Raw genomic sequence first — 21967 nt, 5'->3', positions numbered from 1 at the left:
CTGAAAATGCTATTATTCAGCGGTTTCGTGATGAACAGGAACCATTATGGCTCAGATTAGTCGTTCGGCGCTGGTCCCGTTTAGTGCCGGGCAGATGTACAAACTTGTAAATGATGTGGATGCCTATCCGCAATTCCTGCCGGGTTGCACCGGAAGCCGCGTGCTGGATGCGTCAGATAATCAGATGACTGCGTCCGTGGATGTGTCGAAAGCGGGCATCAGCAAGACATTTACCACCCGCAATACCCTGACAGATAACCAGAGCATCCATATGCAACTGGTTGATGGACCGTTCCGCAAGCTGACCGGCGGCTGGAAGTTCGTCTCGCTGGGCGATGACGCCTGCAAGGTTGAATTAAGCCTGGAGTTTGAATTCACCAACATGCTGGTAGAGATGGCCTTTGGACGTATCTTCAAAGAGCTTGCCAACAGCATGGTGCAGGCTTTCACTCAGCGTGCCAAAGAGGTCTACAGTGCCTGAGATCTCCGTTGAGGTGGTCTACGCCTTACCTGAAAAACAGTATCAGCTTTACGTGAAAGTGGAGCAGGGCAGTACGGTAGAGCAGGCCATCCAAAAGTCAGGGCTACTGGAACTGCGTCGGGAGATTGACCTCACCAGTAACAAAGTCGGCATCTACAGTCGGCCAGTGAAGCTGGGTGATGAGGTTAATGAGGGCGATCGTATTGAGATCTATCGTCCGCTGATTGCCGATCCCAAAGAGCTGCGCCGTCAGCGCGCAGAGCGAGCGGCAGAAAGCAAAAAATAAGTCGCTATCCTGTCAGGCTCAGTGGATAGCGGGCATAAAAAAAGGCGCTCAGTGCGCCTTTTTGCTGTCTGTTGTTTAAACGGTCTTACGTTCAATCAGTCGCTGTTTCTGGCCAGATTCTGCTTATTGTCGATGTTAGTCAGAACACCGTTGCCATCAAAGTTCAGCGTCAGCGTCTGCTGCTTCACGCGCTCATGACCTGGCTCCTGACGGAACACGTAATACCATACGTTGCTGCCAAACGGGTCTTTCATCATCGGCGTACCGAGGGTGTAAGCCACCTGTTGCTGTGTCATACCGGTATGGATCTTGGCTACGTCATTAGCTACCAGATAGTTACCCTGGTTGATATCAGGACGATAGACCACGCGCTCTAAGGTGGAACATCCGGCGGTCATCATCAACATTACTACTGCCGCGGCAGTCAGCGTTTTACAGCGCATCTATACATTCCTTTTCCGGGGCCAAACGCCTTTTACAGGCGGTTTTCTTGCCATCAAAATCTGAACTCTGCCTGCGGCAGGCTTTATTACTTTGGCGACATAAGTGCCGATGATAATAAACCTTTTCGCTATTGGAAACCTCTACAGAGCAAGCTTATGACCCCAGCCGGTTAAAAAAGTGCGCTGCTATGCGGCTAAAAGTTCTTTTGCGTTGGCCAGGGTGTTGCGTGTGACCTCGCTGCCACCCAGCAGTCGTGCCAGTTCCTGCAGACGTGCACGCTTGTCCAGTGGCTGCATATGGGTCTCGGTCATCGCACCATCGGTCTCTTTGCTGACATAAAAATGCTGATGACCACAACCGGCAACCTGCGGCAGGTGGGTTACGCACATCACCTGGGTCGATTCGCCCAACTGACGCAACAGTTTACCTACCACGGCGGCGGTCGGGCCGCTGATGCCGACATCCACTTCATCGAAAATCATCGCCGGCGTTTCCATTTTCTTCGCGGTGATGACCTGAATTGCCAGGGCGATACGTGACAGTTCACCGCCCGAAGCGACTTTGCCCAGCGGCTGCAGTGGCTGACCTGGGTTAGTGGTTACCTGGAAATCTACGCGGCTCGCACCGTCTGCGGTCAGCTGATCCGGATTAAAGGTCAGCGCGATTTTAAACTGGCCATGCGGCATCGAGAGCAGGTGCATACTCTGGGTAATCAGCAGTTGCAACTCATCTGCATAGTGGCTGCGCTGCTGGTGCAGCTGCTCTGCGCTTTGCAACGCTGCCTGATAGTGTTCACCCACCAGTAATTGCAGGCTCTCCTGATCGCTCTCCTGCTGAGACAGCAGTTCCGCTTCCGCCAGCAGTTGCTGATGCAGTTCAGGCAGCCCTTCAGGGGTGACGTGATGCTTACGGGCTAAGGCGATCTGGCGCGAAATACGCTGTTCCAGTTCGTACAGGCGGTTAGGATCCAGATCGAGGCTGTCGCAGTAGTGGCGCAGTTCGTCACTGGCTTCGCTCAGCTGTATCGCCGCCTCTTCCAGCAGGTTGTGAACGCCGTTCAGCTTCTCATCCAGCGAGGTCAGTTCTGAAATCATCTCACGTGCGCTGTAGAGCAGGCTGTTGAGATTATTGTCATCGCTGTCTGCTAACAGTTGCAGTGCCTGCTGGCTGGTCGACAGCAACTGTCCGCTGTTGGCCAGACGCTTGTACTCTTCGTCGATCTGCTCGTATTCACCCTGCTGCGGAGCGAAGTCGTTCAGCTCTTTCAACTGATACTGCAACAGCTCGCGACGGGATTCGCGCTCCTGCGCCTGCTGCTGATGCAGCGCCAGGGTGCGGCAGCTCTGATGCCAGGTCTGATAGCTGGCGCGCATTTGCTGCAGCAGCTCGTCGTGACCGGCATAGGCATCCAGCAGATGTTTCTGATGGTCTGGTTTGAGCAGAAGCTGATGGGCATGCTGGCCGTGGATCTGAATCAGTAACTGGCCGAGATCGCGCAGCTGAGAGAGCGGCACCGCCGTGCCGTTGATAAAGCCGCGGGAACGTCCGTCAGCGCTGATAACCCGGCGCAGCAGACATTCGTTGCCATCGTCCAGATGATTATCAATCAGCCAGCGCTGAGCAGAAGGGGAAGATTTGAGCTGAAATCGGGCGCAGAGGTCGGCCCGGCTGGCGCCCTGACGCACCATGTCGGCATCAGCACGACCACCCAGACATAATCCCAGCGCATCAATCGCGATAGACTTACCGGCACCGGTCTCACCAGTGATTGCTGTCATGCCGCGTTGAAAATCAATGTCGAGCTCACGAACGATAGCGAAATTACTGATGGTCAGTTGGGCCAGCATAGGTTCACCTGTATGAATAAACACATATGGTTTTTCATACAGTATAAACTGGTTTTTTATCCAGTAAAGAGGGGAGGCCGCATTTCAGAACAATTTTTTTGACCAGCCCAGCTTTGAACTCAGCGTATTGAAATAGCTGTAGTTTTTAGGATGAATCAGGTTCAGATGGTTGCTGCTGCGCCGAATCAGTACATCCTCGCCTTCCTGAATCGGCAGCGCAATCTGGCTGTCACAGCTGATTTCCAGATCGCTGCGGCGTGAGGAAAAGCGCAAACGGATGGTACTGCTGCTGTTGATGACCAGTGGCCGCGCTGACAGCGTATGCGGGAACATCGGCACCAGCACAATCGCTTCAAGTGACGGCGTCAGAATCGGGCCGCCCGCAGAGAGTGAATAGGCGGTCGAGCCGGTGGGTGTTGAGATAATCAGCCCATCTGATCGCTGGGAGAAGGCGAACACTTCATCGATGTAGACTTCAAATTCAATCATGTGCGCGACTTTGCCGGGATGCAGCACCACTTCGTTGATAGCGGAGCCAATGCGCGGCGAGCAGTCAGATTTGCACACCTGCGCTTCCAGCAGAAAGCGGCTCTCGACGAAATAGTTGCCCTGCAGCACCTCATCCAGCTGCTGCTGCGCATTGTCCGGGTCAAGGTCGGTAAGAAAGCCGAGATTACCGCGGTTAATCCCAATCACTTTAATGTCGTAGCGCGCCAGCACTCGCGCTGCGCCCAGCATATTGCCATCACCGCCCACCACGACCGCTAAATCAGCCTGCTGACCAATCTCCGCCAGCGTGCCCGTCTGTACGTCGTGAAGCGACAGCTCCTGCGCAATTTGCTTCTCAACGATCACTTGATAACCTTTGGCTGTCAGCCAGCGCCAGAGCATCTCATGCGTGGTTAACGCGGTGGGATGGCGCGGATGACCCACAATACCAATGCAGTTAAAGTGTTTGTTCATCTGGTCGGTGTTCCTTATAAGCCAAAACGGTAAGGCAATGTGATAGGTTCCCTTGAATCCGTCATACCAATCCCCATAATAAGCCAACCAGCGAAATGAATGTGCAAAACGCGGAGAAATTCATGAGTAGTAAAGAACAGAACACCCCAAACGAGCAAGTCTCAGACGAAATTCAGCAGGATCAGCAGCAACCTCAGGAAGCGGAGACAGCGGCAGAGGTGGATCCGCGTGATGAGCGTATTGCTCAGCTCGAAGCTGAATTAGCGCAGTCGCAGACCGGTGTGCGCGATGCCCAGCTGCGTGCGCAGGCAGAGATTGAGAACATTCGTCGTCGTGCCGAGATGGACGTTGAGAAGGCGCACAAATTTGCGCTTGAGAAGTTTGCCAACGAACTGCTGCCGGTGATCGACAGTCTCGAACGTGCGCTGGAAGTGGCGAACAAAGAGGATCCACAGCTGGCTTCGATGATTGAAGGGATTGAACTGACCCTGAAAGGCCTGCTGGGCGCCGTACGTAAATTCGGTGTTGAAGTGGTCGGCGAAACCGGCGTGCCATTTAACCCGGAAGTGCATCAGGCGATGTCGATGATGGAGTCTGAAGAGTTTGAGCCAAACCATGTCATGCTGGTGATGCAGCGTGGCTATACGCTGAATGGTCGCCTGCTGCGCCCGGCGATGGTTGCGGTTTCCAAAGCTAAAAGCTGATTCAACGCCTGAATCCCGTTACACGGCCGCGCACTGACGCGGCCGTGTGCTTTCTGGCGTTAGTCCGGTAAAACCGGCGTCCAGTCCACCGGCTTTTTACCGGCAGCGCTCAGCAGCTCATTGGTTGTTGAAAAGTGTTTGCAGCCGAAAAAGCCACGGTGCGCGGAGAGCGGCGAGGGATGGGGTGCCTGCAACACGTGATGGCGCTGGCGATCGATAATGCTGCCTTTCTTCTGCGCATGTGAACCCCACAGCAGAAAAATCACCCCTTCACAGTGCTGGTTAATCGCCGCAATCACATTATCCGTAAAGGTCTCCCAGCCAAATCGCGCATGGGAATGCGCTTTGCCCGCCTCAACTGTCAACACGGTGTTCAGCAACATCACGCCCTGTTTTGCCCAGCTCTCAAGAAAGCCGTGACTGGGCTTCTGAAAACCTGGAATATCCTGCATCAGCTCTTTATAGATATTCTGCAGAGAGGGCGGCACCTGGACGCCGGGCAGTACCGAGAAGGCCAGGCCGTGCGCCTGATGAGGCCCGTGATAGGGATCCTGACCGAGTATCACGACGTTGACGTCGCCCAGCTCCGTCAGGCGAAAGGCGTTGAACACATCTTTCTGCGGCGGATAGACCGTGACACCTGCGGCGCGTTGATCGGCGACCTGCTTCAGCGTCTCGATAAAATAGGGTTTCTCTTTCTCTTCAGACAGCACGTCGTGCCAGGTCAGCTTTTCAGCCATGTTTAACTCCCTTAACTTTAGTGCCATAAGCTTAGCGGTTCCTGCCGCTGACCTGAAGGCAAAAATAATTTGAATAATACAAATTAAGTTTAGGTGGCAGGGGTATTGAGATCAACGGGTTAGCTTAAAAGCGGCCGGAATGCCTGATTAATATTGATACAGGTCAAAACTGTCCGAGATCAAAGGTGATATACCGGGGCCTCAAATTTGATTTATCCACGTATTACCCGGGAGACGCAATCATGATCACTGGTATCCAGATCACTCAATCAAACAATTCACAACTACTGAACTCCTTCTGGCTGCTGGACGAAGAGAAAGCCGAAGCGCGTTGCTTGTGTGCAAAAGCGGGCTACGAAGAAGATCAGGTTGTCGCCATCAGCGAACTGGGCGAATTCGCTTACCGCGAAGTGCCGGTTGAAATCAAACCACAGGTACGTGTTGAAGGTGGACAGCATCTGAACGTCAACGTTCTGCGCCGCGAAACGCTGGAAGATGCAGTTAAACATCCTGAAAACTATCCGCAGCTGACCATCCGTGTTTCAGGCTATGCCGTGCGTTTTAACTCACTGACACCTGAGCAGCAGCGCGACGTGATTACCCGTACCTTTACTGAAAGTCTTTGAGCAGCCTGAGTTATCGGTTGCTGAAAATTAGCGCAAAGCGCACACAGCAATTTTTATTAATATTATGAATAAGATAAACAGTTAACTTTCCGGCACGCTGATGCCAGTGTCATGAAGAAAGCGCTCTGGCAGATAAAAGATTGTGAAAGGGCTGTTACTGATTATCAGATAAAAAAAATCGCCTCCTGTGAGGCGATTTTTTTATAGCTGCGATGATTTATTCCGCATTCTCGTTAGCTGGCGTACTGCCGCTTGCCTTGCGGCGTTTGCCGACATTTTTGGCATCACGATGGCGTTTTTTCACACGTGGTTTTTCTGTTTCACTGGCTTTCTGCTCTGCACGCTTCGCCAGAACCTTTTTCGACGGTTTGCCGGTCGTTTTGGCACTTGGCGCCCGCGTCTCAGGGCGCAGCTCATCAATCACGCGCGCTTTGATTGGCTCGTTCACGTAACGGGTGATTTTGCCCAGCAGCACGAAATCGTGCGCTTCAACCAGTGAGATGGCGATGCCTTTACGGCCCGCACGACCGGTACGCCCGATGCGGTGCAGATAGGTATCGGCGGTGCGCGTCATGTCATAGTTGAAGACATGACTGACATCTTCAACGTCAATGCCGCGCGCGGCGATATCCGTCGCTACCAGCACGTTAACGCGGCCTTCACTCAGACGTTTAATCGCTTCGTTACGCTTCGCCTGCACCATTTCGCCTTCAAGATAGCTGCTACGAATCCCCGCTTCGTGCAGCCAGCTCACCAGCTCATGCAGACGTTCACGCTTACGCACGAACACGATGCTGCGCGTCACATCCGGCTGTTTCAGCAGATGGATCAATAATTTGGTCTTGTGCTGCAGATCGTCAGCGCGGTAGTACCACTGCTGGATCTTTTTGCGCTCACGGCGGCTTGGGTCCGCTTCCAGCTCAACCGGATCGTTCAGCAGACGCTCGGCGAAGTCACGAATATTGTCGCCTTCCAGCGTGGCGGAGAACAGCAGGGTTTGCTTGCGCCAGCGCGTTTCAGCCGCGATGGTTTCGATATCCTGGGCAAAGCCCATATCGAGCATGCGGTCCGCTTCATCCAGCACCAGGGTTTCTACTGCGCGGCAGTCAAAGTTCTCTTCTTTGATGTACTGCAGCAGACGGCCAGTGGTGGCGACCACGATGTCCTGGTTTTCGCTGAACACTTCGGCATGGTTCATATAAGCCACGCCGCCAGTGATGGTGGCGATGTCCAGATGAGTATGTTTCGCCAGCTCACGCGCATGATCGGCGACCTGCATCGCCAGTTCGCGGGTCGGGGTCACAATCAGGATGCGTGGCGGGCCAGATTTCTTACGCGGAAAATCAAGGAGGTGCTGCAACGCCGGTAACAGATACGCGGCGGTTTTCCCGGTCCCTGTAGGTGCCGAACCCAGAACGTCACGGCCCTCCAGCGCGGGCGGAATTGCAGCAGCCTGGATCACTGTTGGGCGCGTAAAGCCTTTTTCCTGCAACGCTTGTAGCAGGCTTTCGTCGAGTTCGAGTTCGGAAAATGTGGTTACTGTCATGGTCTACCTCAGTTTGGGGCGCTGATTATAGACAGATCAGACTGAATCTTCATCTGTTAATCCGTTTCGGCTGCGCCTGGGGTTGTCTGCCGCGTGAATTCCCTCTGTTGTCACGTTACACTCATGCGCTGCCGTACGGCAGGAAAAAAAACGATGGTAGTGACGAATGATGCAGGATAAGCCGCGTGAACGGCCACAGTTAAACAAGAACGGTTTTACCTTTAAACAATTTTTTGTCGCGCACGATCGCTGTGCGATGAAAGTGGGCACCGATGCCATTCTGCTTGGGGCCTGGGCGCCGGTTGCCGGGGTAAAACGTATTCTGGATATTGGCAGCGGCAGCGGGCTTATCGCGCTGATGCTGGCGCAGCGTACGCCGTCGCCGGTCAACATCGATGCGGTTGAGTTAGAACCGCAAGCCGCGCTTCAGGCGCAGGAGAATGTGCAGCAGTCGCCGTGGCCTGAACGTATTCAGATTCATCAGCGTGATATCGCCGACTGGGCCGAACAGTGCGATAAACGTTACTCGCTAATCGTCAGCAATCCGCCTTATTTTGCGCCTGGCGTGGCCTGTTCGACTGCGGCACGGGACAGCGCCCGTGCGACTGCCTCGCTCGATCATCAGACACTGCTACGCAGCGCTGCATTACTGATTGAAGAAGAGGGGATGTTCTGCGTGGTGCTGCCCACCGCGACCGGCCAGGAATTCATCGCCCTGGCGCAGGCGGATGGCTGGCACCTGCGTTTCCGGCTGGACGTGGCGGAATATGCCCATCGTCCGCCACACCGCGTCCTGCTGGGGCTGTCGCCGCAGGCCGGTGAAACCCTGCTGGAGCGCCTTGCCATCCGCACGCCGGACACCCGCTATTCTGCTGAGTGGTGTAGCCTGACGCGGGAGTTCTACCTTTTTATGTAGTCCGGCGGCGTCAGGATGGTTGGCCGCGCCTCGGGCAGTAAATCCGGGTAGTCGCGGATATAGTGCAGGCCGCGACTCTCTTTTCGCTCCAGCGCACAGCGCACCATCAGGTCAGCGACCTGCACCAGATTCCGTAGCTCCAGCAGATTATTGGAGAGGCGGAAATGACGATAATATTCATCGATCTCCTGCTGAAGCAGGTTGATGCGACGCAGCGCCCGCTCCAGCCGCCGGGTCGTGCGGACGATTCCCATGTAATCCCACATGAATAATCGCAGCTCGTGCCAGTTATGCTGGATCACCACGCGCTCATCGGCGTCATCGACCTGACTTTCATCCCATGCGGGTAGCGCAGTAACGGCTTCGATGGCGGGCAGGGTGCGAATCAGCTCCTCTGCGGCGGACCAGCCATACACCAGACACTCCAGCAGCGAATTGGATGCCATGCGGTTAGCGCCATGCAGGCCGGTATAACTCACCTCACCGATGGCATAGAGGCCACTGACGTCGGTCTGGCCGTGCTGATCAACGACCACGCCGCCACAGGTATAGTGCGCGGCAGGCACAATCGGGATGGGTTCTTTGGTGAGGTCAAAGCCAAAGGTCAGCAACTTCTCATAGATCATCGGGAAGTGCGCGCGAACAAACTCCTCAGGCTGGTGGCTGATGTCCAGATACATACAGTCAACGCCCAGCCGCTTCATCTCATGATCGATGGCCCGGGCGACGATATCGCGCGGGGCGAGTTCGGCGCGCTCATCAAAATCGGGCATGAAACGGCTGCCATCGGGACGCAACAGCCAGGCACCTTCTCCACGTAACGCTTCGGTTAACAGGAAATTCTGCGCCTGCGGATGAAACAGGCAGGTCGGGTGGAACTGATTAAATTCCAGATTGGCAACCCGGCAGCCGGCACGCCAGGCCATCGCGATGCCGTCACCGGAGGCGATGTCGGGATTAGTCGTATATTGATAGACCTTGGCGGCACCACCGGTTGCAACCACCACGGCCCGTGCCCGACAGGTTTCCACCTGTTCGCGATTACGGTTCCAGATCCACGCGCCTACTACACGGCGTGGGCCTGGCAGGCCGATTTTATCTGAAAGAATCAGATCGACTGCGTTGGTGCGTTCCAGAATCCGGATATTGGGATGGCTCAACGCCTGGCTTACCAGCGTCGTTTCAACCGCGTGGCCGGTGGCGTCAGCGCTGTGCAGGATACGGCGATGACTGTGGCCGCCTTCCCGCGTCAGGTGATAACGCATGTCGCCGGCCGCCTGCGGATCGAGATCAAAAGCGACACCGTTGTCGATCAGCCACTGCACGCAATGCCGGGCATTACTGGCGATAAACGAGACGGCTTCACGGTTGCATAATCCTGCTCCGGCAATCAGCGTATCTTCGATGTGCGACTCGATACTGTCAGTCTCATCAAATACCGCAGCAATACCGCCCTGGGCGTAAAGGGTTGACCCCTCATTGACCTGCGCTTTACTGAGAACTGTCACCTGATACTGTTTTGCCAGCCGCAACGCCAGCGACAGGCCAGCAGCACCGCTGCCCACAATGAGTACATCACACTGATAATCCGGGTTCGCATTCATCATAATGTTTAATTTACTAAACAAGAATAGGGCTGAGCATAAGCGCAATGGGGGTTGCTGTGAAGTATTTTAAACATCTGGCGCAGGTTTTTGTCTGATGATTTCCCAAAGTTACTTAATATCAGTGAGTTAAAACCGGGCTGCTTTTGGCGCGGTTTTTTATAGCAAACTTATTAAACCTAAAGGATTTAATGATGAAAAAGCTGTTGTCATAGGTTACTCTGCCTGCGATTTACGCTCCTTACACTGAACGAAAACGAAGAACCTGTGTAATGTCCATCGGAGCGGTAAATATCAGGGCGAGAAGTGAACTTCGCACCACATCACAACTCTAAGCGCATGCTTGCTCAGAACCATGAGATGTGCTGGCAGTTACTTTATGCGTATGAAAAATTTGGGGAGACATTACCTCGGATGAGCGAGCAGTTGACGGACCAGGTCCTTGTCGAGCGCGTACAGAAGGGAGATCAAAAAGCTTTCAACTTACTGGTGATTCGTTACCAGCATAAAGTGGCGAGCCTGGTTTCACGCTATGTTCCCTCGGGCGACGTACCTGATGTAGTACAGGAATCGTTTATTAAAGCGTATCGCGCACTGGATTCATTCCGGGGCGATAGCGCGTTTTATACCTGGCTGTACCGCATTGCGGTAAATACAGCGAAAAATTACCTGGTTGCTCAGGGGCGTCGTCCGCCATCCAGCGATGTGGATGCTATTGACGCAGAAAATTTCGAAAGTGCGGGTGCATTAAAAGAAATTTCGAACCCTGAGAACTTAATGTTGTCAGAAGAATTGAAACAAATTGTCTTTCGTACCATCGAGGCGCTACCCGAGGACTTGCGTATGGCAATCACCCTCAGGGAACTGGACGGTCTGAGTTATGAAGAGATCGCCGTCATTATGGATTGCCCGGTAGGCACTGTTCGATCACGTATCTTTCGTGCGCGAGAGGCCATTGATAACAAAGTTCAACCGCTTATCCAACGTCAGTGATAACGGCTACTGGAAGGGTACATAGGCATGCAGAAAGAAAAACTTTCCGCTTTAATGGATGGTGAGACCTTAGATAACGAGCTGTTTTCCGCCTTGTCTAAGGACGCAGAATTACAGAAAAGCTGGGCAAGCTATCATCTCATTCGCGATACCATGCGCGGTGATGTGGGCGATGTCCTGCATTTTGATATTTCTGCGCGCGTCGCTGCTGCCATCGAAAAAGAACCGTTGCGTACGGTTACAACGCTGATCCCTGAAGCTCAGCCAGAACCTTCCCGCTGGGAAAAAATGCCGTTCTGGAAAAAAGCGCGCCCGTGGGCTGCGCAACTGACCCAGGTCGGTGTCGCTGCCTGTGTTTCACTGGCCGTGATCGTAGGCGTTCAGCACTATAACCAGCCAGAGGGCAGCGCCACGCAGACCTCTGACTCTCCGGTGTTCAATACGATGCCGATGATGGGCAAAGCGTCTCCGGTGAGCCTGGGCGTGCCGTCTGATGCATTTGACACCAACAGTTCTAACCAGCAGGTTCAGGACCAGCGTCGTCGCGTAAATGCCATGCTGCAGGATTACGAACTGCAACGTCGCCTGCACGCTGACCAGCTGCAGTTTGAAACCACTGCGCCAAAACAGGCGCAGGTTGATGTTCCCGGAAATCAATCATTAGGACAGCAACAGCAGTAATGAAGCCGCTTTGGTATGCTGTTAGCCTGCTGACAGGCAGCCTGTTGTGGTCATCTGCCGCCCCGGCGCAACCTTCTGCGTCCGGGGCGCTATTGCAGCAGATGGAGCAGGCAAGTCAGAACCTCAACTACGAATTCGCCTATATCAACGTTTCCCGCATCGGCATCGAATCGCTGCGTTATCGTCATGCTGTAATCGATAACCGGATATTCGCGCAGCTGTTGCAGATGGACGGGCCACGTCGGGAAGTGATCCAGCGCGGCAATGATATCAGTTACTTCGAACCCGGCCTCGATCCCTTTTCGCTCCCCGGCAATCACATTATCGATGCTTTACCGTCGGTAATTTTTGCTGACTTCACCAAGCTCGCCACAGCCTATGATTTTATTACCGTGGGCCGCTCGCGCATTGCCGATCAGATGTGTGATGTGTTGCGCATCGTTTCACGCGATGGCACTCGTTACAGCTATGTGGTCTGGCTGGATGTGGACACCAAGCTGCCGCTGCGCATCGACCTGCTCGATCGTGATGGCGAAACGCTGGAGCAGTTCCGCGTCATCAGCTTTGCGGTGGACGAAGGGGTGCGTAATCTGATGCAGGGGCTGGAGAAAGCCAATCTGCCTCCGTCGCTATCGGTGCCGAAAGGGGATGCGGTTACGCTCACCTGGCAGCCAGGCTGGATACCTGCCGGTATGTCGCTGGTGTCGCAGAATCGCCGCACGCTACCCGGTCTGAATAAAAATATGGAATCGAAGCTCTACAGTGATGGCCTGTTTAGTTTCGCGATCAACGTGACGCCGGCCGATAAAACCAGCACAACGCAGACATTGCGCACTGGGCGTCGTACGGTACAGACCGTTGTGCGCAATAATAACGAAATAGCGGTGATCGGCGAATTACCGCCCTCGACCGCAAAACGTATTGCGGACAGCATCGACCTGGGGTCACAAAAATGATGAGAGAATGGGCCACCGTGGTGGCATGGCAGGATGGCATCGCCACGCTGCACACCGAAGCTAAAACCTCCTGCAACAGCTGCCAGGCGCGTAAAGGCTGTGGCAGCCATATGCTGAATAAGCTCGGTCCGAAGAATGCCCACGTGATGCAAATCGCCAGCAGCAAGCCGCTGCAGCCGGGGCAGCGGATCGAACTTGGTATCAAAGAGAGCAGCCTGCTGGGTTCCGCGTTGCTGGTCTACATGACGCCGCTGTTTGGCCTGTTCCTGGTTTCCGGGCTGTTTCAGGCGCTGTTCAGCAGCGATCTGGCCGCCGCCTGCGGTGCGCTGCTGGGCGGCATCGGGGGTTTTATTGTCGCCAAAGGCGTTTCAATGAAATTCGGCGATCGAGAAGCCTTTCAGCCGGTCATTCTGAACATCGCCCTGCCTCCCGATGCGCTGCGTGTTGAAAGCGAAGCGTAACGCACGTCCAGGCCGCGCATCCCGCGGCCTTTATCTGTTCTGCCTCGCGCAGATATCTGTTTCGCTTCCACCACGTTCCATTCTTTTATGCGCGGCGTTAACAGTGTAATATGCGTCGTCATTAATGAGGCTGACAGGATTGTGGGTAAAGAGCGATCTTCCTGAATGTGTCTGTGCTCAGGTTTTCAACTGAATTTTAAGCGAAGATATCCCAATAAATGAAGCACATAAGAAATTTCTCCATCATCGCTCATATCGACCATGGCAAATCTACGCTCTCTGACCGCCTGATTCAGATTTGCGGCGGCCTCACCGCTCGTGAAATGGCTGCGCAGGTTCTTGACTCTATGGATCTGGAGCGCGAGCGTGGCATCACCATCAAAGCACAGAGCGTCACACTCGATTACCACGCGAAAGACGGCCAAACTTACCAGCTCAATTTCATCGATACCCCAGGACATGTAGACTTCTCTTATGAAGTTTCCCGCTCACTGGCCGCCTGCGAAGGTGCGCTGCTGGTGGTGGATGCCGGTCAGGGTGTTGAAGCGCAGACACTGGCGAACTGCTACACCGCGATGGAGATGGATCTGGAAGTGGTGCCGGTTCTGAACAAAATTGACCTGCCCGCTGCCGATCCCGATCGCGCCGCGCAGGAAATTGAAGATATCGTCGGCATTGATGCAACTGACGCGGTGCGCTGCTCAGCCAAAACCGGCGTCGGCGTTCCGGAAGTGCTGGAACGCTTAGTGCGCGATATTCCGCCGCCAGAAGGCGATCCGGAAGCGCCGCTGCAGGCACTGATTATCGACTCCTGGTTCGATAACTACCTGGGTGTTGTTTCCCTGGTGCGCGTGAAAAACGGCACCATGCGCAAAGGCGACAAGATCAAAGTCCTGAGCACTGGTCAGGTTTATAACGCTGACCGCCTGGGTATCTTCACCCCGAAACGGGTTGATCGTAATGAGCTGAACTGCGGTGAAGTAGGCTGGCTGGTCTGCGCCATTAAAGATATCCTCGGCGCACCCGTGGGCGATACGCTGACTACCGCACGTAACCCGGCAGACAAAGCGCTGCCAGGTTTTAAAAAAGTGAAGCCACAGGTTTACGCCGGTCTGTTCCCAATCAGCTCTGACGACTATGAAGCGTTCCGTGATGCGCTCGGTAAACTGAGCCTGAACGACGCCTCGCTGTTCTATGAGCCAGAAAGCTCAACGGCGCTGGGCTTTGGTTTCCGCTGCGGCTTCCTCGGTCTGCTGCACATGGAGATCATCCAGGAGCGTCTGGAGCGCGAATACGATCTCGATCTGATCACTACCGCACCGACGGTGGTGTATGAAGTCGTGACCACCAGCGGCGAAATCGTTCATGTCGACAGCCCATCCAAGCTGCCGGCACTGAACAATATCGAAGAGCTGCGTGAACCGATTGCCGAATGTCACATGCTGCTGCCGCAGGAGTATCTGGGCAACGTCATCACGCTCTGTATTGAGAAGCGTGGCGTGCAGACCAACATGGTTTACCACGGCAATCAGGTGGCACTGACTTACGAAATTCCGATGGCTGAAGTGGTACTCGACTTCTTTGACCGTCTGAAATCAACCTCGCGCGGTTATGCCTCGCTGGATTACAACTTTAAACGTTTCCAGCCTTCAGACATGGTACGCGTCGACGTACTGATTAACTCTGAGCGTGTGGATGCGCTGGCGCTGATTACCCACCGTGACAACGCGCCTTATCGCGGACGCGATCTGGTTGAGAAAATGAAAGAGCTCATCCCGCGTCAGCAGTTTGATATTGCGATTCAGGCTGCCATCGGCAACCACATTATCGCGCGTTCAACGGTGAAACAGCTGCGTAAAAACGTTCTTGCCAAGTGTTATGGCGGTGACGTCAGCCGTAAGAAGAAACTGTTGCAGAAGCAGAAAGATGGTAAGAAGCGAATGAAGCAGGTTGGTAACGTTGAGCTGCCACAGGAAGCGTTCCTCGCCATTCTGCATGTCGGTAAGGACAGCAAATAAGGATTTCCAATGGCTAATATGTTCGCCCTGATTCTGGCGATAGCGACGCTGATTACTGGCATCGTATGGGTAATTGATCGTTTTAAATGGGCACCCGCGCGTCGCGCGAAACAGGCTGAGGCTCAGGCCCAGACCGGTAACGCGCTCGACAGCAAAACGCTGGCGAAGGTCGCTGCAAAGCCAGGCTGGGTTGAAACGACCGCATCCGTGTTCCCGGTGCTGGCTGTGGTTTTCATCGTGCGTTCGTTTATCTACGAACCATTTCAGATTCCCTCTGGCTCGATGATGCCGACGCTGTTGATTGGTGACTTTATCCTGGTGGAGAAGTTTGCTTACGGCATCAAGGATCCGATCACCCAGACGACGCTGATCCCAACCGGTCAGCCGAAGCGCGGCGATATCGCGGTATTTAAATACCCGAAAGATCCGAGCCTGGATTACATTAAGCGCGTGATCGGCCTGCCGGGCGACAAAGTCATTTATGATCCTTACAGCAAAACGCTGACGGTGAAACCGACCTGCTCCGATGATAAAGCCTGCGACACAGCGTTAGCGGTAACTTACACCGACGTTGAGCCAAGCAACTTTGTTCAGACCTTTAGCGGCTTTGATGGCAACGAAACCGGCAACGGTTTTTATCAGGTGCCGCAGGGCGATACCCTGCGCGGTGGTTTGCGCCTGGGAACCCGCAAAGAGACAATCGGTAACGTGACGCATGACATTCTGCTGGTAAACGAAGCGCAGAGTCAGGCAGGCATGTATTATCAGCAGCCGGGTCAGCCGCAGGCGAGCTGGGTCGTGCCGAAAGGGCAATACTTCATGATGGGCGACAACCGTGATAACAGCGCCGACAGCCGCTACTGGGGCTTTGTCCCGGAGCGTAATCTGGTCGGTAAAGCGGTCGCTATCTGGATGAGCTTTGAGAAACAAGAAGGCCAGTGGCCAACCGGCGTGCGATTCAGTCGCATCGGTGGTATCCACTAACATTATTGTCTGATTAACAGGCAAATCGGGTGGCCTCCTCAGGGAGGCCACTGCACACCAAACGGAACGTGTTGGATTACCAGCCCCGTTTGGTATGCAGAGTCACAGACGCAACAAAGAACTGGAATCGCATGAACCCCATCCTGATTAACAAGCTTCAGCGCAAACTGGGCTACACTTTTACTCATTCGGAACTGTTACAGCAGGCCCTGACTCACCGCAGCGCCAGCAGTAAGCACAACGAACGCCTGGAATTTCTTGGCGATTCTATTCTTAGCTATGTGATTGCTAATGCCCTTTATCACCGCTTCCCGCGGGTTGATGAAGGTGACATGAGCCGCATGCGCGCCACGCTGGTACGGGGCAACACGCTGGCTGAAATGGCTCGCGAATTTGATCTTGGCGAGTGCCTGCGCCTGGGACCCGGTGAGCTGAAAAGCGGCGGTTTCCGTCGTGAATCGATCCTGGCGGATACGGTGGAAGCGCTGATTGGCGGTATCTTCCTCGACAGCTGTATTGAGCGGGTAGAGCAGCTGATCCTCGACTGGTATCAGACCCGCCTCGACGAAATCAGTCCTGGCGACAAACAAAAAGATCCGAAAACGCGCCTGCAGGAGTATCTGCAGGGACGTCATCTGCCGCTGCCAAGTTATCTGGTGGTACAGGTACGTGGCGAAGCCCACGATCAGGAATTCACCATTCACTGTCAGGTGAGTGGCATGGCCGAGCCGGTTGTCGGCGTCGGCTCCAGCCGTCGTAAAGCTGAGCAGGCAGCGGCTGAACAGGCACTGATAAAATTAGGTCTTGAATAGATCTGTCGGGATGACAGTGCCGGAACCGGCACTGACCATTAACCTGACACTCTATCCCGGCGTCAGAAGACGCTGAATGACACATGACTCAAATAGCACTCTTTCGGCGCCGCATCAGGCGCTGAACAATTCAGGACTCGAATGAGCGAAAACGTTACTTATTGCGGCTTTGTCGCGATTGTTGGCCGACCAAACGTCGGTAAATCCACCTTACTGAACCAGTTGCTGGGGCAGAAGGTGTCGATCACCTCGCGTAAGCCGCAAACCACGCGCCACCGCATCATGGGCATTCATACCGAAGGCGAATATCAGGCGATCTACGTCGATACCCCGGGTCTGCACATGGAAGAGAAGCGCGCTATTAACCGTCTGATGAACCGCGCAGCCAGCAGTTCCATTGGCGACGTAGAACTGGTGATCTTCGTGGTTGAAGGCACCCGCTGGACGCCCGATGATGAGATGGTATTGGGCAAACTGCGCGACAATAAAGTGCCGGTGGTGCTGGCGATCAATAAGGTCGATAACATCCAGGATAAAAGCATTCTGCTGCCGCATCTGCAGTTCCTGAGCCAGCAGATGAACTTCCTCGATATCGTGCCTATTTCTGCTGAGAGCGGCAAAAACGTCGATACCATTGCGGCGATTACCCGCAAGCATCTGCCGCAGGCCGATCATCACTTCCCGGAAGATTACATCACCGACCGCTCACAGCGTTTCATGGCGTCAGAGATGATCCGTGAAAAACTGATGCGCTTCCTGGGTGCTGAACTGCCTTACTCCGTTACGGTTGAGATCGAGCGCTTCGTCACCAACGAACGTGGCGGTTACGACATTCACGGTCTGATTCTGGTTGAGCGCGAAGGGCAGAAGAAGATGGTGATTGGCAACAAAGGTGCCAAAATCAAAGTCATCGGAACAGAAGCGCGCAGAGACATGGAAGAGATGTTCGAAGCGAAAGTGCATCTCGAACTGTGGGTGAAAGTGAAATCCGGCTGGGCAGATGACGAACGTGCGCTGCGCAGCCTGGGTTATACAGACGATCTCTGATTCAATGGAAGGCTGGCAACGCGCCTTTGTGCTGCATAGTCGCCCCTTCAGCGAAACCAGTCTGCTGCTCGACCTGTTCAGCGAAAGTGAAGGGCGGGTGCGGGTTCTGGCCAAGGGCGCACGTTCGCGGCGCTCGCAGCTGAAGGGGGCGTTACAGCCTTTTACCCCGCTGCTGGTTCGCTGGAGCGGGCGCGGGGAAGTCAAAACCCTGCGCAATGCCGAAGCGGTGTCGCTGGCCTTACCGCTCAGCGGCATCACGCTCTACTGCGGTCTCTATGTCAATGAGCTGGTCTCTCGCGTATTGCAGCAGGAATTCCCCTTCTCAGAACTCTTCTTCGACTATCTCAACTGCCTTCAGGCATTAGCCTCAACGCACGGCAAGCCCGAACCGGCACTGCGACGTTTTGAACTGGCGCTGCTCGGTCACCTGGGTTATGGCGTCGATTTCCTGCACTGCGCCGGCAGCGGCGAGCCGGTCAGCGACAACATGACGTACAGCTACCGCGAAGAGCGCGGCTTTATTGCCAGCCTGGTGGTCAATCAGCGCAGCTTTACCGGCCGCGAATTGCGCGCCCTGTGCGAGCGAGAGTTTCCCGATGCCGACACTCTGCGCGCCGCGAAGCGGTTTACCCGCATCGCCCTGAAGCCCTATCTTGGTGGCAAGCCGCTGAAGAGTCAGGAGCTGTTCCGCCAGTTTATCCCGAAGAAAAAGCCTGAACAGGCAGAAGAATAGCGCGGGTCGTACCGCCTGTTTAACTTTGCGCGGTACACTCAACATCACGATGAAAAAGAAGTGAGGATGGTCATGGCTGAGTTGCTGTTAGGCGTCAATATCGATCACATTGCTACGGTGCGTAACGCCCGTGGGACAAACTATCCCGATCCGGTGCAGGCGGCGTTTATCGCCGAGCAGGCGGGCGCAGACGGTATTACTGTGCACCTGCGCGAAGATCGCCGTCACATCACTGATCGCGACGTGCGTATCCTGCGTGACACCATCCAGACGCGGATGAATCTGGAGATGGCGGTCACCGATGAGATGATCGGCATCGCCTGTGATATCCAGCCCCATTTCTGCTGTCTGGTGCCGGAAAAGCGTCAGGAAGTGACCACTGAAGGCGGGCTGGATGTGGCGGGGCAGCAGGAGAAGATGAACGCGGCCGTACGACTGCTGAGTGACGCAGGCATTCTGGTTTCGCTGTTTATCGATGCCGATCACCGTCAGATTGAAGCGGCCGTGGCCAGCGGCGCGCCTTACATCGAAATCCATACCGGCGCTTACGCCGAAGCACCAGAGGGACTGGCGCGTGACGCTGAGCTGGCGCGTATCCGTCACGCCGCGACCTTTGCCGCCAGCCTGGGACTGAAGGTCAATGCCGGTCACGGTCTGACCTATCACAACGTGCTGCCGATTGCGGCGCTGCCGGAAATGCATGAGCTGAATATCGGCCATGCGATTATTGGTCGTGCGGTGATGAGTGGTCTGCCGGATGCGGTCAAAGAGATGAAGCAGCTGCTGCGTGAAGCCCGTCGCTGATGGCTATTCTGGGACTGGGTACGGACATCGTTGAGATTGAACGTATCGCCGGGGTGATTGAACGCTCCGGCGACCGGCTGGCGCGGCGGGTGCTGAGCGAAGCCGAATGGCAGCAATATCAGGCGCACAAACAGCCGGTGCGCTTTCTCTCTAAACGCTTTGCGGTAAAAGAGGCGGCGGCAAAAGCCTTTGGCACCGGCATTCGCGGTGGTCTGGCGTTTAATCAGTTTGAAGTTTACAACGATGCGCTGGGAAAACCGGGATTACGCTTCTTTCAGCATGCCGCTGAAGTGGCAGAGAGGCTGGGCGTTAAACACGTTCACGTGACGCTGGCCGATGAGCGTCACTACGCCTGCGCCACGGTGATCATTGAAAGCTAGCCGTGCAGCAGCACGAACTTCTCCCACAGCGCATCACGTGATTCGGTGTGCTGTGGGTCAATGATGATGGTGTTGTCGATGGGGCATACCTGCTGACAGGTTGGCGTCTCATAATGCCCGACGCATTCCGTGCAGCGGCTGACATCAATCTCATAGATCGCATCGCCCAGTGAAATGGCCTGGTTCGGGCACTCCGGTTCACACATATCGCAGTTAATGCATCTGGACGTAATCAACAGCGCCATTTTACCCACCTGATAACAACAGAAAAAGCGCGGGTATTATACGCGCTGCCGCTGATCAGACCAGCTTTTTCACCAGCGCTTCGCTGTGGCGAATATGACTGGACGCGCGTTCCGGATCGTTTTGCACCAGTGCCATAAACAGCAGATCGGTCAGGGCCAGCTGCGCCGTGGTCGAGGAGATGGCCGCGCTGCGGGTACTCTGCTCTTCCGCCACCGTATAGAGACAGTAACTGGCGCTCTGCTGCAGCGTATTCGGCGTAAAACCGGTAAAGGCCACCACATCGGCGCCCACCTGAACCGCCTCCTGCGCGGCCAGATTGATCTCCCGTCGTTCACCGGTGTAAGAGATGGCGAGCAGCACATCGCCTGGCCCCATCGCCTGCACGCTGGCCAGCAGGGCGTGCATATCCTGCTCCGCCACCGCATTGATGCCAATCTTCATCAGCTTCCAGGAGAAGTCCTTTGCCACCAGACCCGAAGCGCCGATGCCTACCAGTAAAATACGCCGGGCATTTTTCAGCAGCTGCAACACATCGTTGAGCTTCTCTTCACTGTTGATATCCAGCGTGGCGCGGATCGCCGAGAGTTTCTCCGTCAGCAGCTTCTCACCCACCATTTTAAGGGGATCGTCGCTGAGGATATGGTTATGCACGGTAATGGCATCTTTGTCCGCCAGTGACTCACTCAGAGCCAGCTTAAGCGCCGGAAAGCCTTTGTATCCCAGTTTCTGAGCAAACTTCACCACGCTCGACTGGCTGACGCCAGACTCTTCCGCCAGCTTTTGCGAACTCAGGTGGCGCGCCCGATCGGGTTGCGACAGTAAAAAATCAGCCAGCCGACGCTCGTTCAATGCCAGACGTGGATAAAGCTGGCGAATGCGCAGCAATGAACTCATGCCCAATCCTCGTAATTCAGGGATAATCTGTGAAGAATAAACTATTCATCAGGCATTGTAGTCATCGGAATTAAAAATGACAGTCATCGCCGTAGCGCCTGATGATGGCTACACTACTCTTTATCATTCCAGAATCAGCCTGAAGGAGAGTTGTTTGACCAGGGGAACACAACGTCGCGTCGTATTTTTTGACCTGGATGGCACTTTGCACCAGCAGGACATGTTCGGCACTTTTATGCGCTATCTGCTGCGTCGCCGCCCGCTTAATCTGCTGCTGGTGGTGCCGTTATTGCCGGTAGTGGGTATCGGCTTGCTGTTTAAAGGCCGGGCGGCACGCTGGCCCATGAGCCTGCTGCTCTGGTCTATTACTTTTGGCCGTTCTGAGCGGACGCTGCTGCAACTCGAAGCCGAATTTGCGCAGTGGTTTCGCCTGCGCGTCAAAGCCTTTCCGGTGGTTCAGCAGCGCCTGACCGATTATCTCGGCAGTGATGATGCTGACGTCTGGCTCATCACCGGATCGCCACAGTCTCTGGTGGAGCAGGTCTATTACGACTCCGCGTTTCTGCCACGCGTGAAGCTGATTGCCAGTCAGATGCAGCGCGGCTGGGGCGGGCGGGTACTGGCAATGCGCTGCCTCGGCCATGAGAAAGTGGCACAGCTTGAAGAGAAAATCGGCACGCCGCTACAGCTCTACAGCGGCTATAGCGACAGCAAACAGGACAACCCGCTGCTGTTTTTCTGTCAGCATCGCTGGCGCGTAACACCCGCAGGTGAGCTGCAACAGCTGGAATAAGTTTCTAA

At 54.8% G+C, this 21967-nt stretch carries 25 protein-coding genes; 17 read left to right on the top strand and 8 right to left on the bottom strand.

Features of this window, described 5'->3' with window-relative positions; all coding sequences use genetic code 11:
- Nucleotides 1–46: 46 nt before the first annotated feature.
- Both PAG01S_RS12335 and PAG01S_RS12330 read left to right on the top strand, forming a co-directional pair.
- On the top strand, nucleotides 47–481 hold the full coding sequence (locus tag PAG01S_RS12335; protein WP_010257692.1) for a type II toxin-antitoxin system RatA family toxin: 435 nt from the start codon (nucleotides 47–49) through the stop codon (nucleotides 479–481).
- A complete protein-coding gene (locus tag PAG01S_RS12330; RefSeq protein WP_010257690.1) occupies nucleotides 474–767 on the top strand; it encodes an RnfH family protein in 294 nt (97 codons plus the stop codon). Before PAG01S_RS12335 ends, PAG01S_RS12330 begins: the two co-directional genes overlap by 8 nt.
- A 95-nt stretch (nucleotides 768–862) precedes the next feature.
- Here PAG01S_RS12330 and bamE read toward each other — a convergent pair whose 3' ends face one another.
- From bamE to nadK, 3 genes are all read right to left on the bottom strand, one after another.
- A complete protein-coding gene (gene bamE / locus PAG01S_RS12325) occupies nucleotides 863–1210 on the bottom strand; it encodes an outer membrane protein assembly factor BamE (RefSeq protein WP_010672176.1) in 348 nt (115 codons plus the stop codon).
- A 186-nt stretch (nucleotides 1211–1396) separates the two neighbouring features.
- Nucleotides 1397–3058, bottom strand: coding sequence for a DNA repair protein RecN (recN, locus tag PAG01S_RS12320; RefSeq protein ID WP_062758833.1), 1662 nt, complete (start codon nucleotides 3056–3058; stop codon nucleotides 1397–1399).
- Between the two features lie 84 nt (nucleotides 3059–3142).
- A complete protein-coding gene (gene nadK, locus PAG01S_RS12315; RefSeq protein WP_010672178.1) occupies nucleotides 3143–4021 on the bottom strand; it encodes an NAD(+) kinase in 879 nt (292 codons plus the stop codon).
- A gap of 122 nt (nucleotides 4022–4143) precedes the next feature.
- Here nadK and grpE point away from each other — a divergent pair, with 122 nt between their 5' ends.
- Nucleotides 4144–4725 carry a nucleotide exchange factor GrpE gene (gene grpE / locus PAG01S_RS12310; protein ID WP_010257683.1) on the top strand — a complete coding sequence of 194 codons (582 nt, stop codon included), beginning with the start codon at nucleotides 4144–4146 and terminating at the stop codon, nucleotides 4723–4725.
- Between the two features lie 59 nt (nucleotides 4726–4784).
- Here grpE and ung read toward each other — a convergent pair whose 3' ends face one another.
- A complete protein-coding gene (gene ung / locus PAG01S_RS12305; protein ID WP_062758831.1) occupies nucleotides 4785–5465 on the bottom strand; it encodes a uracil-DNA glycosylase in 681 nt (226 codons plus the stop codon).
- A gap of 242 nt (nucleotides 5466–5707) precedes the next feature.
- Between ung and grcA the strand changes: the two genes are divergently transcribed.
- Nucleotides 5708–6091 (top strand): autonomous glycyl radical cofactor GrcA, encoded by a 384-nt coding sequence (gene grcA, locus PAG01S_RS12300; RefSeq protein WP_010672180.1) that lies wholly within the window; start codon nucleotides 5708–5710, stop codon nucleotides 6089–6091.
- 217 nt (nucleotides 6092–6308) lie between these two features.
- Here grcA and srmB read toward each other — a convergent pair whose 3' ends face one another.
- Nucleotides 6309–7637 carry an ATP-dependent RNA helicase SrmB gene (gene srmB / locus PAG01S_RS12295; RefSeq protein WP_010257676.1) on the bottom strand — a complete coding sequence of 443 codons (1329 nt, stop codon included), beginning with the start codon at nucleotides 7635–7637 and terminating at the stop codon, nucleotides 6309–6311.
- Nucleotides 7638–7803: 166 nt separating this feature from the next.
- On the opposite strand from srmB, the gene trmN reads away from it, so the two are divergent.
- Nucleotides 7804–8553: a tRNA(1)(Val) (adenine(37)-N(6))-methyltransferase TrmN gene (gene trmN / locus PAG01S_RS12290; RefSeq protein WP_062758830.1), complete on the top strand. Its 750-nt coding sequence runs from the start codon at nucleotides 7804–7806 to the stop codon at nucleotides 8551–8553.
- On the opposite strand, the gene nadB is transcribed toward trmN, so the two are convergent.
- The gene (gene nadB / locus PAG01S_RS12285) at nucleotides 8538–10157 is read right to left on the bottom strand and encodes an L-aspartate oxidase (protein WP_413467831.1); all 1620 of its coding nucleotides are present in this window, start codon (nucleotides 10155–10157) and stop codon (nucleotides 8538–8540) included. The two genes, trmN and nadB, sit on opposite strands and share 16 nt — an antisense overlap.
- Before the next feature lie 414 nt (nucleotides 10158–10571).
- On the opposite strand from nadB, the gene rpoE reads away from it, so the two are divergent.
- The 11 genes from rpoE (at nucleotide 10572) to acpS (ending at nucleotide 20026) form a co-directional block, all read left to right on the top strand.
- Nucleotides 10572–11150 (top strand): RNA polymerase sigma factor RpoE, encoded by a 579-nt coding sequence (gene rpoE / locus PAG01S_RS12280; protein WP_010257669.1) that lies wholly within the window; start codon nucleotides 10572–10574, stop codon nucleotides 11148–11150.
- A 27-nt stretch (nucleotides 11151–11177) separates the two neighbouring features.
- Entirely contained in the window at nucleotides 11178–11831 is a 654-nt protein-coding gene (gene rseA / locus PAG01S_RS12275; RefSeq protein ID WP_010257667.1) for an anti-sigma-E factor RseA, read from the top strand.
- Nucleotides 11831–12787: a sigma-E factor regulatory protein RseB gene (rseB, locus tag PAG01S_RS12270; RefSeq protein ID WP_010257666.1), complete on the top strand. Its 957-nt coding sequence runs from the start codon at nucleotides 11831–11833 to the stop codon at nucleotides 12785–12787. The genes rseA and rseB overlap by 1 nt, the downstream gene beginning before the upstream one ends.
- Nucleotides 12784–13248, top strand: a complete 465-nt coding sequence (gene rseC, locus PAG01S_RS12265; RefSeq protein ID WP_010257664.1) for a SoxR-reducing system protein RseC — start codon at nucleotides 12784–12786, stop codon at nucleotides 13246–13248. Before rseB ends, rseC begins: the two co-directional genes overlap by 4 nt.
- 218 nt (nucleotides 13249–13466) lie before the next feature.
- Nucleotides 13467–15266, top strand: a complete 1800-nt coding sequence (gene lepA / locus PAG01S_RS12260; protein ID WP_010257661.1) for a translation elongation factor 4 — start codon at nucleotides 13467–13469, stop codon at nucleotides 15264–15266.
- A gap of 9 nt (nucleotides 15267–15275) precedes the next feature.
- On the top strand, nucleotides 15276–16250 hold the full coding sequence (gene lepB, locus PAG01S_RS12255; protein WP_010257658.1) for a signal peptidase I: 975 nt from the start codon (nucleotides 15276–15278) through the stop codon (nucleotides 16248–16250).
- Between the two features lie 131 nt (nucleotides 16251–16381).
- Nucleotides 16382–17062 carry a ribonuclease III gene (gene rnc / locus PAG01S_RS12250; protein WP_062758828.1) on the top strand — a complete coding sequence of 227 codons (681 nt, stop codon included), beginning with the start codon at nucleotides 16382–16384 and terminating at the stop codon, nucleotides 17060–17062.
- Between the two features lie 141 nt (nucleotides 17063–17203).
- Nucleotides 17204–18109, top strand: a complete 906-nt coding sequence (era, locus tag PAG01S_RS12245) for a GTPase Era (protein ID WP_010257653.1) — start codon at nucleotides 17204–17206, stop codon at nucleotides 18107–18109.
- A gap of 4 nt (nucleotides 18110–18113) precedes the next feature.
- Entirely contained in the window at nucleotides 18114–18842 is a 729-nt protein-coding gene (gene recO / locus PAG01S_RS12240) for a DNA repair protein RecO (RefSeq protein WP_010257651.1), read from the top strand.
- A 72-nt stretch (nucleotides 18843–18914) separates the two neighbouring features.
- On the top strand, nucleotides 18915–19646 hold the full coding sequence (pdxJ, locus tag PAG01S_RS12235) for a pyridoxine 5'-phosphate synthase (RefSeq protein ID WP_010257647.1): 732 nt from the start codon (nucleotides 18915–18917) through the stop codon (nucleotides 19644–19646).
- Nucleotides 19646–20026 carry a holo-ACP synthase gene (acpS, locus tag PAG01S_RS12230; RefSeq protein WP_010257645.1) on the top strand — a complete coding sequence of 127 codons (381 nt, stop codon included), beginning with the start codon at nucleotides 19646–19648 and terminating at the stop codon, nucleotides 20024–20026. The genes pdxJ and acpS overlap by 1 nt, the downstream gene beginning before the upstream one ends.
- Here acpS and PAG01S_RS12225 read toward each other — a convergent pair.
- Nucleotides 20023–20271, bottom strand: a complete 249-nt coding sequence (locus PAG01S_RS12225) for a YfhL family 4Fe-4S dicluster ferredoxin (protein ID WP_010671305.1) — start codon at nucleotides 20269–20271, stop codon at nucleotides 20023–20025. The two genes, acpS and PAG01S_RS12225, sit on opposite strands and share 4 nt — an antisense overlap.
- A gap of 55 nt (nucleotides 20272–20326) precedes the next feature.
- Nucleotides 20327–21166: a MurR/RpiR family transcriptional regulator gene (locus tag PAG01S_RS12220; protein WP_010257643.1), complete on the bottom strand. Its 840-nt coding sequence runs from the start codon at nucleotides 21164–21166 to the stop codon at nucleotides 20327–20329.
- Between the two features lie 154 nt (nucleotides 21167–21320).
- Here PAG01S_RS12220 and yfhb point away from each other — a divergent pair, with 154 nt between their 5' ends.
- Nucleotides 21321–21959 carry a phosphatidylglycerophosphatase C gene (gene yfhb, locus PAG01S_RS12215; RefSeq protein ID WP_010257641.1) on the top strand — a complete coding sequence of 213 codons (639 nt, stop codon included), beginning with the start codon at nucleotides 21321–21323 and terminating at the stop codon, nucleotides 21957–21959.
- The last annotated feature ends 8 nt before the right edge of the window (nucleotides 21960–21967 follow it).

Origin of the sequence: Pantoea agglomerans NBRC 102470 (genome assembly GCF_001598475.1) — a bacterium.
In the GTDB taxonomy this organism is placed as follows: domain Bacteria; phylum Pseudomonadota; class Gammaproteobacteria; order Enterobacterales; family Enterobacteriaceae; genus Pantoea; species Pantoea agglomerans.
Note: the sequence above shows the minus strand (reverse complement) of the source record. Positions and strands in the feature narration are given on the sequence as shown.

Coding starts and splice junctions, on each gene's coding strand:
- nadB (WP_413467831.1), bottom strand. CDS start 10,157: ATGAATGCGAACCCGGATTATCAGTGTGATGTACTCATTGTGGGCAGC.
- era (WP_010257653.1), top strand. CDS start 17,204: ATGAGCGAAAACGTTACTTATTGCGGCTTTGTCGCGATTGTTGGCCGA.
- grcA (WP_010672180.1), top strand. CDS start 5,708: ATGATCACTGGTATCCAGATCACTCAATCAAACAATTCACAACTACTG.
- PAG01S_RS12225 (WP_010671305.1), bottom strand. CDS start 20,271: ATGGCGCTGTTGATTACGTCCAGATGCATTAACTGCGATATGTGTGAA.
- PAG01S_RS12220 (WP_010257643.1), bottom strand. CDS start 21,166: ATGAGTTCATTGCTGCGCATTCGCCAGCTTTATCCACGTCTGGCATTG.
- srmB (WP_010257676.1), bottom strand. CDS start 7,637: ATGACAGTAACCACATTTTCCGAACTCGAACTCGACGAAAGCCTGCTA.
- pdxJ (WP_010257647.1), top strand. CDS start 18,915: ATGGCTGAGTTGCTGTTAGGCGTCAATATCGATCACATTGCTACGGTG.
- bamE (WP_010672176.1), bottom strand. CDS start 1,210: ATGCGCTGTAAAACGCTGACTGCCGCGGCAGTAGTAATGTTGATGATG.
- trmN (WP_062758830.1), top strand. CDS start 7,804: ATGATGCAGGATAAGCCGCGTGAACGGCCACAGTTAAACAAGAACGGT.
- recN (WP_062758833.1), bottom strand. CDS start 3,058: ATGCTGGCCCAACTGACCATCAGTAATTTCGCTATCGTTCGTGAGCTC.
- rseB (WP_010257666.1), top strand. CDS start 11,831: ATGAAGCCGCTTTGGTATGCTGTTAGCCTGCTGACAGGCAGCCTGTTG.
- rnc (WP_062758828.1), top strand. CDS start 16,382: ATGAACCCCATCCTGATTAACAAGCTTCAGCGCAAACTGGGCTACACT.
- rseC (WP_010257664.1), top strand. CDS start 12,784: ATGATGAGAGAATGGGCCACCGTGGTGGCATGGCAGGATGGCATCGCC.
- PAG01S_RS12335 (WP_010257692.1), top strand. CDS start 47: ATGGCTCAGATTAGTCGTTCGGCGCTGGTCCCGTTTAGTGCCGGGCAG.
- lepA (WP_010257661.1), top strand. CDS start 13,467: ATGAAGCACATAAGAAATTTCTCCATCATCGCTCATATCGACCATGGC.
- grpE (WP_010257683.1), top strand. CDS start 4,144: ATGAGTAGTAAAGAACAGAACACCCCAAACGAGCAAGTCTCAGACGAA.
- acpS (WP_010257645.1), top strand. CDS start 19,646: ATGGCTATTCTGGGACTGGGTACGGACATCGTTGAGATTGAACGTATC.
- ung (WP_062758831.1), bottom strand. CDS start 5,465: ATGGCTGAAAAGCTGACCTGGCACGACGTGCTGTCTGAAGAGAAAGAG.
- rseA (WP_010257667.1), top strand. CDS start 11,178: ATGCAGAAAGAAAAACTTTCCGCTTTAATGGATGGTGAGACCTTAGAT.
- rpoE (WP_010257669.1), top strand. CDS start 10,572: ATGAGCGAGCAGTTGACGGACCAGGTCCTTGTCGAGCGCGTACAGAAG.
- lepB (WP_010257658.1), top strand. CDS start 15,276: ATGGCTAATATGTTCGCCCTGATTCTGGCGATAGCGACGCTGATTACT.
- nadK (WP_010672178.1), bottom strand. CDS start 4,021: ATGAACAAACACTTTAACTGCATTGGTATTGTGGGTCATCCGCGCCAT.
- recO (WP_010257651.1), top strand. CDS start 18,114: ATGGAAGGCTGGCAACGCGCCTTTGTGCTGCATAGTCGCCCCTTCAGC.